This is a genomic window from Streptomyces sp. MI02-7b (assembly GCF_033793585.1).
Taxonomy (GTDB): domain Bacteria; phylum Actinomycetota; class Actinomycetes; order Streptomycetales; family Streptomycetaceae; genus Actinacidiphila.
This window is the reverse complement of the sequence record NZ_JARAWX010000037.1, coordinates 51,867-65,376: the sequence shown is the minus strand read 5'-3', so window position 1 is coordinate 65,376 and position 13,510 is coordinate 51,867. Positions and strand designations below refer to the sequence as shown.

Here is a 13,510-nt window from a genome sequence, read left to right as displayed (position 1 = left end):
CAAACCCACGACACCGTCCTGGCCGCCGAGCTCACCGCATAGCCTCAAAGAAGAGATCACCGAGTGGCCGTCGATACACCACTCCAGCGGACGTGACCGCAATGGGAGCAACGCTGTGACCTGCGGCTGTACTATCCCTGAGCTGCGAGAACCGTCCGTAGACGTTCGTGGTTGTACGCCTCGGTGCGGGGCCGTTGTAGCGCAGTTAGACACTCACTCGTTGTCTGCGCACTGCGCATGATTCACGACCTAGGCAGAGTCCAATCGGGTGCGCTCCGGGCGCGCCGCGCTGTGTGCCGACCGAGCGAGAACGACCAGCCGACCGCTGTGGCTGCGCTGATGATTCTGGTGACTTGATCGCCATCAGTGGCCGCGATAATTGCCGTCGGCACTACAAACAACAACTCCCACCACGGACTGTTACGCCAGGTCTTGGGCTTACCGGCCACTTGGGACCCCCTCTCTTGTCGGCACCCTACCTGGCGGGCCTGGTCGCCCTTCTGCGGCTTTGGACCGCTCAGGCTGCTGGTTGCCCCTGAGCTGTGCTGACACCAACCTGTGGCGAAGCGGTCGAGTCACCGTGGTTCCCCGTGAGCCCCCGGGTGTTCCCTGCCCCATCTGGCACGGGTGTGGCACGCGATGCAAGGCACCGATGGCAGGATCACCCTCATGTCCGATCAATGGAGCACTCACGCCGTCGAGCTGCATCCCGACTCTGTGACTAAGCGATTCCGGGATGGGGATCGTCAGCGGGGCGACCGCGAGTGGCGCGCTTTGACGTTGCTCGCTACCTATGCGCCCGGCCTCGCTCCTGCCCCTCGGGAGTCGGATCTCTCCGGGCCGATCCCCACGATTGTGATGTCCAGGTTGGCTGGCACGCCCTTGCGTGGTCGTTCTCTCAAAGATGACCAGATCAAGGCGCTGGCGGCAGCGGTGACTAGGGTGCACGACGCCGTGCCGCCTGACGTTCTGGCTGAGGTTCCTCTCAGGCCTGGGCGGCAAGCCGAGCTCATCGCGCACATACATTCCTGGTTTCCGCAAGCCCGGCCTCGGGTCAACCACGAGGTGGGCCGCGCTCTGGACCGCGGTATGGATTGGCTCGCCCGGTCAGCCCTGGACTCCACGGGTCACCCGGAAGTCCCCGATGTTTTCGGGCCCGGAGATGGCAACCTCGCAAACTACCTGTGGGATGGAGAGCGAGTCCAGGTCGTTGACTTTGAGGACTCGGGTCTCAGCGATCGCGCTTTCGAGCTCGCAGAGATCACTGAGCACGTGGGCAGCTGGGTAGAGCACCCGCTGGACGTCGACGCCTTCCTCGCACACTTCGATCTGACAAACACCGAAGCTGCACGCTTGGTGGACTGCCGGCGCCTTCTCGCGCTCGTCTGGCTGTTCCTGCTGACCTTCGACGACGCCGACAATCCGAGAAACCCGCCCGGCACCGCAGAGCGACAAGCCAGTCGGTTCCTGGATCTGCTCGCCTGAGACGTGTGCCGGGGCCAACGCCACACGGTTGGGCACGAGGTCGGTGTAGCGGCTTTGGGCGGGAGCTGCCATGGGGCGAGAGATCGGGGCCCGTAAGCTTGCAGCGACTCGGGCGGTCTGTGGACCTGCCCGCTAAGGCCCGACGTGGGGCCCCGATCTTCGAGGCTCGCCCCATGGTGGCTGCGTAAAGCCGCGGAGCCGACCGCCCTAGCCACAGCGGGTTTCTCCTCAGTGCACCCTTCGCCGTCTGGCGGGCGGCCGGCGGCCGGGCCGGAGCGGGACGAAGGCAGGAGCGGCGGCCCGAGACGCCGGGCCGCGCGCCGCCGCGCTCTGCGCGGCGGGAGCGCCTTGATGAGGTAGAGAAATCCGTAACTCGGCTGCTACTGGTGGCGATTGATCGAGGAGTAGCCAAGATCTGTGGATGGATCTCGTGACTTCTCTGGTGGGGTCTGATGCAGTTGCCATGTTTCGAGGGCGGTGGTGAGTTCTGGCTCGTCCGTGACGGTTGCGTCGTTGATCAGGACGGCACCGATGTCGTAGTCGAAGCCGGAGATGCGGTCGGCATCGTACTCCCAGTGCTGCAGGCGGAACGTGCGAGCACGATCAGCTCGTTTCCAGCCCTGGCGGCTGGCTTCGGCGTCGGCTGGTGTTATGGCGGGCCTGATGTCAACGAATGCACGACGGCCGGGACTGGAGGCTGGGACCTCGGTGACCAAGCGCTGGCCGAGGCGCAACGAAGTCAGCTTTTCGATGGGCCACTGCCACTCGCCGCCAACGGATCGCGTGCTCATGCCGCTGCCTCCTCCGCCGACCGCTTGGGGAGCTGTCCGTTTGTGAACGTGGCGCTCTCGCGGACGATCTCGTCAACCAGGGAGCTGTATCGCGTCGAAGCGTCGTCATTCGCTGCGGTGAGCACGGGTGTGCCTTCCTGACCCGCACTGGAACGCGGGCCTACTCGGTGACCATCACAGGATCATTCGCGAAGGTACGCCCTCCGCGCGCCTCCCGGGGCTGATCCACATGTCTTGAGAATGGCTCCGATTGGTCGCAGGACTGTCAGTTTTACTGACAGCGTGGTCCTACCTGGTGGGTACCTTCGAAGTGTCGAAAGGGGGCCCATGATGGGAGTTGACCTGCCTACCGGGCAGCGCGTTGCGAGGGCACGACGCCGCATCGGCTGGGACCAAGCGCAACTTGCAGCCGCGGTAGATCGTTCCGTGAGCTGGGTCTCCAAGGTGGAAACCGGGCGTCTTGCGCTGGACCGCATGAGCGTGCTCGGACAGCTTGCTGACGTTCTCGGCGTCGAAGTTGTTGAACTGACCGGGCAGCCGTACCGGCACGACACGAGCGAACTCGACTCCGGTCACGCTGCCATTCCGGGTCTCCGCCTGGCAATGCAACAGGCGACGATGCCCGGGGGCGCGGATCTCATCGTGCTCTCCGAGGCCCCGACGCTCGTTGATCTTGCGGCGCGTGTAGCTGCTGCCGAGCGTCTGCGGCAGACCCCAATGTCGTGGAGCTGTGCTCGGTGCCCAAGGGGCAGCCTGGCCGGCCGTCCAAGGCGCTCACCCTCGCCCAGGCCGAGGCAGTGCTGACAGCTGCCGAACGCACCTCGATGCACGCCTACATCGTGGTGGCTCTCCTCACCGGAGCACGCACCGAGGAGATGCGGGCGCTCACCTGGGACCACGTCTTCCTGCGAGGCGACCCCAAGACCGACCCGCCGACCCCGCCCTACATGGCGGTGTGGCGCTCGGTCCGCTCCGGGGGCGACACGAAGACCAGGAAGTCACGCCGTACGCTCGCACTCCCCGCCCGGTGCGTAGAGGTGCTGTGGCAGCACTGGGAGGAGCAAGGGTGGGACCGCCTGGCGGCCGGCGACGCCTGGGAGGAGCACGGACTCGTCTTCAGCTCCGCTGTGGGCAAGGAAGGCGACGCCTCCCACGTCCGCCGGGCCTTCCGCGCGGCCCTCAAGAATGTGAACGGCGTGAACGCCGCTGAGTGGACGCCCCGGGAGCTGCGTCACAGCTTCGTGTCCCTGCTCTCGGACCGCGGGGTGCGGTTGGAGGAGATCTCGCGCCTGGTCGGCCACTCGGGGACCGCGGTCACTGAGGAGGTCTACCGGAAGCAGATCCGCCCCGTAATCCAGACTGGCGCGGTGGTCATGGACGGCATCTCCAAGCGCGATCCGAAGCCGTAGACACTCACTTAGACACTCAACAGCAAGCAAGGCCGGTCTCCCCACTGGGGAAACCGGCCCTGACCTGCACTTTACGAAGTCGGGGTGGCGGGATTTGAACCCACGGCCTCTTCGTCCCGAACGAAGCGCGCTACCAAGCTGCGCCACACCCCGGTGTTGCGTCGTGGCCCTGCAGCCCGGCGCAACGAGGATTACTCTAGCGGACCGGCCGCTGGAGACGAAATCCGGTTTTCCGGGTGGCTCAGCCGGCCGGGACGAGGGTGAGGAGCGTGGCCTCCGGGGGGCAGGCGAAACGGACCGGGGTGTAGCGGTTCGTGCCGCAGCCGGCGGAGACGTGGAGGTGGGAGCGGTGGCCGCCGGCCTCGTGGGAGGACAGCCCCTTGACGCGTTCCGGGTCGATGTCGCAGTTGGTGACCAGGGCCCCGTAGAAGGGGACGCAGAGCTGCCCGCCGTGGGTGTGGCCGGCGAGGATCAGGGGGTAGCGATCGGCGGTGAAGGCGTCGAGGACCCGCAGGTAGGGCGCGTGGACGACGGCGAGGGAGAGGTCGGCGCCGGTGTCGGGGCCGCCCGCGACCTCGGTGTAGCGGTCGCGCCGGATGTGGGGGTCGTCCAGGCCGGTGAAGGCGATCTCGATGCCGTCGTCGAGCTTGAGGCGCCCGCGGGAGTTGTTGACCCCGACCCAGCCGGCCATGTCGAAGGCGTCGCGGATGTCCTCCCACGGGTTGCGGTCGACGTTGACCGCCGGGTCGGCCTTGCCGTTGAGGCCGTGGACGCCGCGGACCCGCTCGACCAGGTAGCGGGCGGGGTTCCGCAGCTTGGGGGCGTAGTAGTCGTTGGAGCCGAAGACGTAGACGCCGGGGAAGTCCAGCAGCGGGCCGAGGGCGTCGAGGAGCTCGGGGACGCCGTGCGGGTCGGAGAGGTTGTCGCCGGTGTTGACGACGAAGTCCGGCCGCAGCCCGGCCAGCGACTGCAGCCAGCGGCGCTTCTTGTTCTGTCCGCTGACCATGTGGATGTCCGAGAGCTGCAGGACGCGGACGGGCCGCATGCCGGCCGGCAGCACGGGCACCTGCACCCTGCGCAGGCGGAACGACCGTGCCTCGATGCCGGCCGCGTATGCCACGCAGGCGGCGCCGGCGGCGGTGATGCCCAGGGGTACTCCGTATAGCGCGCGCATGCCCCCATGGTGGCAGACGGCTCGTCAGCGATAAATCTCCGGTCCTCCCGGCGGGGACCTGGCAGACTCGACATATGACCACCACGCTCAAGCAGCGTCTGCACGACGACCTCACGGCTGCCATCAAGGGACGGGACGAGCTCGTCACGTCCACCCTGCGCCTGACCCTGACCGCGATCACCAAGGAGGAGGTCGCGGGCAAGGAGGCGCGCGAGCTGTCCGACGACGAGGTGCTCCAGGTGATCGGCCGCGAGGCCAAGAAGCGCCGGGAGGCGGCCGAGGCCTTCGAGCAGGGCGGCCGCAAGGAGTCCGCGGAGCGCGAGCTCGCGGAGGGCGAGGTGCTCGCCGGCTACCTGCCCAAGCAGCTGGACGACGCCGAGCTGGCCGGGATCGTCTCCGCGGCGATCAAGGAGTCGGGCGCCGAGGGGCCGCGGGCCATGGGCGCGGTCATGAAGATCGTCAACCCGAAGGTGACCGGCCTCGCCGAGGGCGGCCGGGTCGCCGCCGAGGTGAAGCGGCAGCTCGCGGCCGGCTGAGCGGCCGGCCGACCTCGCGGGGGTACGCCCGCCGCGCGCACGCCAACAAGGGGCGCCCCGGACCGATGCGGTCCGGGGCGCCCTTCGTGTGCGTGACGTGCGTGACGTCGTGGCCGGGTGGTGTCAGCCCGTGCCGCCGTTGCCGGGGGTGACGGCACCGCCGTCCGTGGTGCCGACGTCGCTGCCGCCGCCCGGGCCTCCGTCGGCCGGGCCGGTGCCGCCGTTGCCGCCGCCGTTGCCGTTCGCCCCGCCGTTGGCGCCGCCGATCAGACCGCCGAAGAAGCCTCCGTCGCCCCCGTTGTCGCCCTGGCCGCCGGTGTCGTTGCCGCCGTTGTCGCCGCCCCGGACATCACCGTGGCCGTCGCCGTCACCGTGGTCGTCGGGCTTGGGCTTCTCCGGCTCGCGGATCGCGACCGTCGGCAGGCTGTCGGAGGTCGTTCCGGAGAGGGCGCCGCTCATGGCGTCCTTCCAGATCGGGCCCGGGGTGTCGGCACCGAAGACCTTGTCGTGCCAGACGCCGCCGATGGTGATCTTGGTCATCTGGCGCTTGTGGGTGGGGTCACCGACCCAGACCGCGCCGGCCAGGTCCGAGGTGTAGCCGACGAACCAGGCCGCGTAGCGGAAGTCGGTCGTACCGGTCTTGCCCGCGCTGTCCCGGTCGGTCAGGCCCGCCTGCTGGCCGGTGCCGTCCTCGACCACGCCCTTGAGGAGGGTGTTGAGAGTGGCGGCCGTCTGCTCGGACATGGCCCGCTTGCACTCGCTCTTCGGCACGGGCAGCTTCTTGCCGGTCGCGTCGGTGATCGACTCGATGGCGACCGGGGAGCAGTAGACGCCCTTGTTGGCGAAGGTCGCGTAGGCGTTCGCCATGGTCAGCGGCGAGACCTCCTGGGTGCCCAGGGTGATGGAGGGCACCTGGTCGAGCGCCTTGCCGTTGGCACGCTCTATCCCCATGGCCTTGGCCATGTCCGTGACCGGGCACACACCGATGTTGCTGATCAGCTGCACGTAGTAGGTGTTGACCGACTTGGCGGTGGCTTCCTTCATCGAGTACGGGCCCTTCTCGGACTCGTTCTCGTTCTCCACCGTCGCGCCCTCGGTGTTGACCCAGTTGCCGCGGCACGTCGTGACCGGGCTCGGGTAGTCCATCTTGTACGGCGCCGGCAGCACGGTGGCCGGGTCGGTGCCCTGCTCGATGGCCGCGGCCGCGGTGATCGCCTTGAACGTGGAGCCGGGCTGGTAGCCGGCGCCGCCGCCCATGGCCTGGTTGACCGAGAGGTTGATCTGCGTCTGGTTCTTCTTGAAGCCGTACGGGCGCGACTGCCCCATCGCGACGATCTTGCCGGTACCGGGCTTGACCAGCGTCACCGCGGAGGCGACCTCGTCGCTCTGGTAGACGTGATCGCTTATCGAGGCCTGGACGGCCTGCTGGGCCTTCGGGTCCAGCGTGGTGCGGACGACGAGGCCGCCCTGGTTCCAGCGCTTGGCGCGGTCGGACTTGGTCTTGCCGAAGGTCGGGTCGGTGAGGAAGACCTCGCGCACGTAGTCGCAGAAGAAGCCGGCGCCGCTGACGGCGGTGATGCAGCCGTTCTTGGGCTGGCTGACCTTGAGGCCGAGCGGCTTCTTCTTCGCGGCGTCGGCCTCCGCCTGCGTGACGTCCTTCAGGTCGGCCATCCGCTGCAGCACGACGTTGCGGCGCTTGGTGGCTTCCTGGGGGTCGTTGACGGGGTCGTAGCGGCTGGGCGACTGGACGATGCCGGCCAGCAGGGCGGACTCGGTCAGCGACAGGTCCTTGGCGGACTTGCTGAAGTAGCGCCTGGCGGCCGACTCGACGCCGTACGCCTGCTCGCCGAAGAAGGTGATGTTGAGATAGTTCTCGAGGATCTTCTGCTTCCCCAGCTCCTCCTCGAGCTGGATGGCGTACTTCATCTCCTTGATCTTGCGACCCACGGTCTGCTGGGTGGCCTGGGCGACCTTGGTCGGGTCGTCGCCGGCCTCCTCGATGAAGACGTTCTTCACGAACTGCTGGGTCAGCGTGGAGGCACCCTCGGAGACTCCGCCGTCCTGGGCGTTCTTGTTGAGGGCGCGCAGGATGCCCTTGACGTCGATCGCTCCGTGCTCGTAGAAGCGGGAGTCCTCGATGGCGACGATGGCCTGCTGCATGGTCTTGCTCATCTGCGTGATGGGCACGACCTTGCGGTCCCGGGAGTAGACGGTCGCGATCAGACCGCCCTTGGAGTCCAGGATCTGGGTGCTCTGCGAGAGCGGCGGACGCTTCAGCTCGCCGGGCAGTGAGTCGAAGCCGGCGGCGGTGCCCTTGGCGCTCAGCCCGAGCGCTCCTGCCGCGGGCAGCGCGATGCCGGCCAGCACGACGCCGGACAGGACACTGATACCCAGGAACTTGGCGGCCTGCTGGGCGGTGCTGATGCCCCCGCCGCGGGTGCCGCCCGATCGCTTGTGACCCATGAGGTGCAGCTTACGTTGCGATTCCTAAGACGTGGGCATGCTTGTTCGCCTAGTCTGTAACAGACAGGCGCCAAAGATGCGCACGCGTCTGTCTTCCAACCTCACTCTTGTGGGTGATGAGAACTGCCCGAAATCCTGTCATATGCCAGCCATATGGCGTGGTTCTCGGGGAACCAGGCGGGCGATCTAGCCGTTTATGCACGGTTCGTCCGTTTTGCCGTCGACTCACTCCCCAGGGTGATCTACCGCTGACCCATAGTCCGTTCGGGCCATTCAAGATTGGGCCTGAAAGGGCTGTTGCGTCGTGCCCACCTTCCGTAACGTCCTCAACTGGCAACGGTGAATATGCCGCTTGCCGCCGTGGGGGAGCCTCGAATCGGGAGAGGACGGCGCCAGCATGAGCAGCTGGGTTACGGACTGGAGTACGCAGGCCGCGTGCCGCACGACGGATCCGGACGAGCTTTTCGTCCAGGGAGCGGCCCAGAACAGGGCCAAGGCGGTGTGCACGGGGTGCCCGGTACGCACGGAGTGCCTGGCCGACGCCTTGGACAACCGGGTGGAGTTCGGTGTCTGGGGCGGGATGACCGAGCGCGAGCGCAGGGCACTGCTGCGCCGGCGCCCCACGGTCACCTCGTGGCGCAGGCTGCTGGAGACCGCGCGTACGGAGTACGAGCAGAGCACCGGCGTGCACCTGGGCGACGACGACTACGACGGTGAGTACGACGACTACGCGGCCGTCGGCTGACCCTGCGCGAGGCGTTCGCCGATCTCGCGCAAGCCCTCCAGGTCGTGCACGTCGCCCGGCAGGGCGGCCACGTCGACCATGGGTACTTCGGGGTGCACGGAGACGAAGCGGTCGCGGGTGCGTCGTTCACGCGCGACCAGCTGCATCCGCTCGGCGTGCAGGCGCAGCAGTCCGGCGGCGAGACGGTCGGCGCTCCACGGATCCGCGTCCGGATCGGTGGGGTCGGAAGTGCTGTGGTCCGTGCTGAGGGTCCCTTCGGTGCCGTCGGCCGTACGGAGTCCAGCCTTCCCGCCGGGCTGATCCACAATGCCGCCGTTTTGAAGATTTTCTGCGGATTCGTCAAACTCCCTGGTCAGCCGGGGAGTTGACGAATGTCCCGGGTCGGAGGGATCCGCCTCGGCGGTCATGGCGCCGCTGTCGGCCGCATGGACGGCTGCTTCATCGGACTCGGCCGCTTCGTCGGCGCTGTCGCCGAGTGCCTCCGCCGCGGCCAGCGCCCGCTCGGCCGTGAGCTGCGCCGCACCGCTGCCGTGCACCCGGTTCAGCACCAGGCCGGCCAGCGGCATGTCCTCCGCGGCCAGCCGCTCCACGAAGTACGACGCCTCGCGCAGCGCGTCCCGCTCCGGCGCCGCGACTACCAGGAACGCGGTGCCGCTGGCCTGGAGCAGCTTGTAGGTCGCGTCCGCCCGGGAGCGGAAGCCGCCGAACATCGAGTCCATGGCCGCCACGAACGTCTGGACGTCCTTGAGCAGATGGGCGCCCATGACCTTGCTGAGCACGCCGGTCATCATCGACATCCCGACGTTCAGGAACTTCACCCCGGCCCTGCCGCCGACCTTCGCCGGGGCCATGAGCAGCCGGATGAAGCGGCCGTCCAGGAAGGACCCGAGCCGTTTGGGCGCGTCCAGGAAGTCCAGCGCGGACCGGCTCGGGGGCGTGTCGACCACGATCAGGTCCCAGGCCTCCAGTGCCCGCAGCTGGCCCAGCTTCTCCATCGCCATGTACTCCTGCGTGCCGGCGAAGCCCGCGGAGAGCGACTGGTAGAAGGGGTTGTCGATGATCGCGCGGGCCCGTTCCGGGTCGCTGTGCTGCACCACGACCTCGTCGAAGGTCCGCTTCATGTCGAGCATCATCGCGTGCAGTTCACCACCCGCGGACTCGTCGATGCCCGCGACCTTGCGAGGGGTGTTGTCCAGCTCCGTGAGCCCCATCGACTGGGCCAGCCGGCGCGCCGGGTCGATGGTCAGCACGACCGCCTTGCGGCCCCGCTCGGCCGCGCGCACGCCCAGGGCGGCGGCGGTGGTGGTCTTGCCGACCCCGCCGGAACCGCAGCACACGACGATCCGGGTCCTCGCATCGTCCAGCAGCGCGTCGATGTCCAATACCGGACTGTCCAGACTCATGCGACCCCCAGCCCCTGTTTCCGCAGATTTTCTGCCAATCTGTACAACCCGCCGAGATCGACGCCGTCGGCCAGCTGTCCCAGTTCGTAGCTGGGCAGGCCGAGCCCGGCCAGTTCCTCGCGCTGGGCGCGCTCCAGCGCGACCCGTTCGGCGTGCTCGTGCGCCTGCGCCAGCAGCGGGTCGACCAGCCGCTCCGCCAGCCCGCCGCGGCGGGCGCCCCCGAGACCGGCCTGGGACAGCGCCTTGGCGAGCGCGGTGCGCCGTCCGGTGCTCGCGGCGGCGACGGCGTCGGCGTCCATCACCACGGGGCGCACCATGTTGATGATCACGGCGCCGGTGGGCAGACCGGCCGCGTGCAGCTCCGCCACACCGTCCACGGTCTCCTGCACCGGCATCTCCTCCAGGAGGGTGACCAGGTGCACCGCGGTGTCGGGGGACTTCATGACCCGCATCACGGCCTGCGCCTGATTGTGTATCGGACCGAACCGGGCCAGCCCCGCGACCTCGTCGTTGACGTTCAGGAAGCGGGTGATCCGGCCGGTCGGCGGCGCGTCGAGGACGACCGCGTCGTACGTCCGCCAGCCCGCGCGGTCCTTGCGGCGCACGGCCTCGACCACCTTGCCGGTGAGCAGCACGTCCCGCACGCCCGGGGCGACGGTGGTCGCGAAGTCGATGGCGCCGAGCTTCTTCAGGGCCCGGCCGGCGCGGCCGAGCTTGTAGAACATGTCGAGGTAGTCCAGGAGCGCCTGTTCGGCGTCGATGGCCAGCGCGTGCACCTCGCCGCCGCCCGGGGCGACGGCGATCTTCCGCTCCTCGTACGGCAGTGCGTCCGTCTCGAAGAGCTGCGCGATGCCCTGGCGCCCCTCCACCTCGGCCAGCAGGGTGCGCCGTCCCTCGGCGGCCAGTGCCAGCGCCAGCGCGGCGGCGACGGTCGTCTTACCCGTCCCGCCCTTGCCCGTCACGATGTGGAGCCTCACGTCTTCGAGCCTAACCAGTGGAGGGCGGGGCTACTCGGGGGCTGGGCTGTGCGAGGCATTACAGTCCCCTCATGACCAAGTGGGAATACGCGACCGTGCCGCTGCTGGTGCACGCGACGAAGCAGATTCTGGACACCTGGGGCGAGGACGGCTGGGAGCTCGTCCAGGTCGTTCCCGGCCCCAACAACCCCGAGCAGTTGGTGGCGTACCTCAAGCGGGAGAAGGGCGCGTGAGCGCCGTCGAGCAGCGGCTCGTCGACCTCGGGCTGACGCTGCCCGAGGTGGCGGCGCCCCTGGCGGCGTACGTGCCCGCGGTGCTGTCCGGGTCGTACGTCTTCACGGCGGGCCAGCTCCCGCTGGTCGACGGCAAGCTGACGACCTGCGGCAAGGTCGGCGCCGAGGTCACCCCCGAGCAGGCCAGGGAACTCGCGCGCACCTGCGCGCTCAACGCCCTGGCGGCGGTCAAGTCCGTGGCCGGCGACCTCGACCGGGTGAAGCGGGTCGTCAAGGTCGTCGGTTTCGTCGCCTCCGCCCCCGACTTCACCGGGCAGCCCGGGGTCGTCAACGGTGCGAGCGAGCTGCTGGGCCAGGTGCTCGGCGACGCCGGCGTCCACGCGCGCAGCGCGGTCGGCGTGGCGGTGCTCCCGCTGGACGCCCCCGTCGAGGTGGAGATCCAGGTCGAGCTGGAGCCCGCGGGCTGACGGCTCGCGGCCACCTGCCGGCGGTCCAGGGGGAGCGACCCCCTGGACCCGGGGCGCCCCGGCGGGGGCGCCCTATCGAACATCCCCGCGTGAGCGCATAGCATCCGCCCCATGACCACCACGAACGGCCAGTGGTTCCCGCCGAGCTGGCCCGAGCGGATCCGGGCGCTCACCGAGGGCAGGCTGGAGCCCGTCGAACCCCGCCGGGCGGCCACCGTGCTGCTGCTGCGCGACACCGCGCGCGGCCCCGCGGTCCACATGCTGCGCAGGCGCGCCTCCATGGCGTTCGCCGCCGGCGCGTACGCGTACCCCGGGGGCGGTGTGGACCGGCGCGACGAACGCCCGGTCGCGTGGGCGGGACCGGCGCCGGAGCAGTGGGCGGGACGCCTGGGCGAGGGCCTGGGGCCGGCCGAGGCGCAGGCGATCGTGTGCGCCGCGGTGCGCGAGACGTTCGAGGAGTCGGGCGTGCTGCTGGCCGGCCCGGACGAGGGCTCGGTCGTCGACGACACCACCGGCGAGGAGTGGGAGGCGGACCGCCGCGCCCTGGTCTCCCGCGAGCTGTCCTTCGCGGACTTCCTGGCCCGCCGCTCCCTGGTGCTCCGCTCCGATCTGCTCGGCCCGTGGGCGCGCTGGATCACCCCGGAGTTCGAGGAGCGCCGCTACGACACCTGGTTCTTCCTCACCGCGCTGCCGCCCGGTCAGCGGACCCGCGACGTGTCGGGGGAGGCCGACCGCACGGCATGGCTGCGGCCCGAGGAGGCCGTCGCCGGCTACGACCGGGGCGAGATGGTCATGCTGCCGCCGACGATCGCGACCCTGCGCGGGCTGCTGCCGTACGACTCCGCCGAGGCGGCCCTCGCGGCGGCGGGGGAGGGCCGCCGGGACCTGGCACCGGTGCTGGCGCGGGCCGAACTCGTGGGCGGCGAGATCGTACTGAGCTGGCCCGGCCACGAGGAGTTCACCAAGCGCATGGGAGCGGGCGAATGACCTCGGCGCTGCCTCCGGGCAACCCCCGCGGCGCGGTCGGCGGCCGGGCCACCGAGCGGGCGCTGTGCGTGCTGGCCCCGAACCCCTCGCCGATGACCCTGGACGGCACCAACACCTGGATCGTCGCCGAGCCGGACTCCGACCTCGCCGTCGTCATCGACCCGGGCCCGCTCGACGAGGGGCACCTGAACGCGGTCGTCTCCACGGCCCACTCCCTCGGCAAGCGGATCGGCCTGACCCTGCTCACCCACGGCCACCCGGACCACGCCGAGGGCGCGGCCCGCTTCGCCGAGCTGACCGGCACGGCCGTGCGCGCCCTGGACCCGGCGCTGCGCCTGGGGGACGAGGGCCTGGGCGCGGGGGACGTCGTCACCACCGGCGGCCTGGAACTGCGCGTCGTGCCCACCCCCGGGCACACCGCGGACTCGCTGTCCTTCCACCTGCCGGCCGACCGGGCGGTGCTCACCGGCGACACCGTCCTCGGCCGCGGCACGACCGTCGTCGCCCACCCCGACGGCCGCCTCGGCGACTACCTCGACTCGCTGCGCCGGCTCCAGGCACTGGCCATGGACGGCGGTGTCACCACCGTCCTGCCCGGCCACGGGCCGGTGCTGGCCGACGCGCGCGGCGCGGTCGAGTTCTACCTCGCCCACCGCGCCCACCGCCTCGCCCAGGTCGAGACGGCCGTCGAAGGGGGGCGCACCACCCCGTCCGAGGTCGTCGCGCACGTGTACGCGGACGTGGACCGGGCGCTGTGGCCCGCGGCCGAGCTGTCGGTGCGCGCGCAGATGGACTACCTGCTGGAGCACGGGCTGATCTGACGCCGGTTGCCGCCGCTGC

The 13,510-nt window shown here is 69.7% G+C and carries 13 protein-coding genes, 1 tRNA gene and 1 pseudogene; 9 read left to right on the top strand and 6 right to left on the bottom strand.

Going from position 1 to position 13,510, the window contains the following annotated elements; genetic code table 11:
* Positions 1-669 precede the first annotated feature (669 nt).
* Positions 670-1,485 (top strand): phosphotransferase family protein, encoded by an 816-nt coding sequence (locus tag PV364_RS37630; protein ID WP_319665429.1) that lies wholly within the window; start codon positions 670-672, stop codon positions 1,483-1,485.
* A 380-nt stretch (positions 1,486-1,865) separates the two neighbouring features.
* On the opposite strand, the gene PV364_RS37625 is transcribed toward PV364_RS37630, so the two are convergent.
* A complete protein-coding gene (locus PV364_RS37625; protein ID WP_319665428.1) occupies positions 1,866-2,276 on the bottom strand; it encodes a hypothetical protein in 411 nt (136 codons plus the stop codon).
* A 240-nt stretch (positions 2,277-2,516) separates the two neighbouring features.
* On the opposite strand from PV364_RS37625, the gene PV364_RS41440 reads away from it, so the two are divergent.
* Together PV364_RS41440 and PV364_RS37620 are read left to right on the top strand one after the other, a co-directional pair.
* Positions 2,517-3,080 carry a helix-turn-helix domain-containing protein gene (locus tag PV364_RS41440; RefSeq protein ID WP_415924664.1) on the top strand — a complete coding sequence of 188 codons (564 nt, stop codon included), beginning with the start codon at positions 2,517-2,519 and terminating at the stop codon, positions 3,078-3,080.
* Positions 2,990-3,685, top strand: a pseudogene (locus PV364_RS37620) (site-specific integrase); the annotation flags it as partial. The gene PV364_RS41440 and the pseudogene PV364_RS37620, both read left to right, overlap by 91 nt.
* 79 nt (positions 3,686-3,764) lie before the next feature.
* Here PV364_RS37620 and PV364_RS37615 read toward each other — a convergent pair.
* Together PV364_RS37615 and PV364_RS37610 are read right to left on the bottom strand one after the other, a co-directional pair.
* Positions 3,765-3,838: transfer RNA gene (locus PV364_RS37615), tRNA-Pro, on the bottom strand.
* Between the two features lie 88 nt (positions 3,839-3,926).
* Complete coding sequence (locus PV364_RS37610) at positions 3,927-4,859, bottom strand: metallophosphoesterase (protein WP_319665427.1); 933 nt, start codon at positions 4,857-4,859, stop codon at positions 3,927-3,929.
* Positions 4,860-4,933: 74 nt separating this feature from the next.
* Between PV364_RS37610 and PV364_RS37605 the strand changes: the two genes are divergently transcribed.
* Positions 4,934-5,395, top strand: a complete 462-nt coding sequence (locus PV364_RS37605) for a GatB/YqeY domain-containing protein (RefSeq protein WP_319665426.1) — start codon at positions 4,934-4,936, stop codon at positions 5,393-5,395.
* A 123-nt stretch (positions 5,396-5,518) separates the two neighbouring features.
* On the opposite strand, the gene PV364_RS37600 is transcribed toward PV364_RS37605, so the two are convergent.
* Positions 5,519-7,858, bottom strand: coding sequence for a transglycosylase domain-containing protein (locus tag PV364_RS37600; RefSeq protein WP_319665425.1), 2,340 nt, complete (start codon positions 7,856-7,858; stop codon positions 5,519-5,521).
* A gap of 397 nt (positions 7,859-8,255) precedes the next feature.
* On the opposite strand from PV364_RS37600, the gene PV364_RS37595 reads away from it, so the two are divergent.
* On the top strand, positions 8,256-8,603 hold the full coding sequence (locus tag PV364_RS37595; protein WP_319665424.1) for a WhiB family transcriptional regulator: 348 nt from the start codon (positions 8,256-8,258) through the stop codon (positions 8,601-8,603).
* On the opposite strand, the gene PV364_RS37590 is transcribed toward PV364_RS37595, so the two are convergent.
* Both PV364_RS37590 and PV364_RS37585 read right to left on the bottom strand, forming a co-directional pair.
* Complete coding sequence (locus tag PV364_RS37590) at positions 8,585-10,006, bottom strand: ArsA family ATPase (RefSeq protein ID WP_319665423.1); 1,422 nt, start codon at positions 10,004-10,006, stop codon at positions 8,585-8,587. The two genes, PV364_RS37595 and PV364_RS37590, sit on opposite strands and share 19 nt — an antisense overlap.
* The gene (locus PV364_RS37585; protein ID WP_319665422.1) at positions 10,003-10,983 is read right to left on the bottom strand and encodes an ArsA-related P-loop ATPase; all 981 of its coding nucleotides are present in this window, start codon (positions 10,981-10,983) and stop codon (positions 10,003-10,005) included. Before PV364_RS37585 ends, PV364_RS37590 begins: the two co-directional genes overlap by 4 nt.
* Positions 10,984-11,054: 71 nt before the next feature.
* Between PV364_RS37585 and PV364_RS37580 the strand changes: the two genes are divergently transcribed.
* The 4 genes from PV364_RS37580 (at position 11,055) to PV364_RS37565 (ending at position 13,491) form a co-directional block, all read left to right on the top strand.
* Positions 11,055-11,216, top strand: coding sequence for a DUF4177 domain-containing protein (locus PV364_RS37580; RefSeq protein ID WP_106965770.1), 162 nt, complete (start codon positions 11,055-11,057; stop codon positions 11,214-11,216).
* Positions 11,213-11,683 (top strand): RidA family protein, encoded by a 471-nt coding sequence (locus PV364_RS37575; protein ID WP_319665421.1) that lies wholly within the window; start codon positions 11,213-11,215, stop codon positions 11,681-11,683. Before PV364_RS37580 ends, PV364_RS37575 begins: the two co-directional genes overlap by 4 nt.
* A 111-nt stretch (positions 11,684-11,794) precedes the next feature.
* Positions 11,795-12,670, top strand: a complete 876-nt coding sequence (locus PV364_RS37570; protein WP_319665420.1) for an NUDIX hydrolase — start codon at positions 11,795-11,797, stop codon at positions 12,668-12,670.
* Positions 12,667-13,491 (top strand): MBL fold metallo-hydrolase, encoded by an 825-nt coding sequence (locus PV364_RS37565; RefSeq protein WP_319665419.1) that lies wholly within the window; start codon positions 12,667-12,669, stop codon positions 13,489-13,491. The genes PV364_RS37570 and PV364_RS37565 overlap by 4 nt, the downstream gene beginning before the upstream one ends.
* Positions 13,492-13,510: the final 19 nt, after the last annotated feature.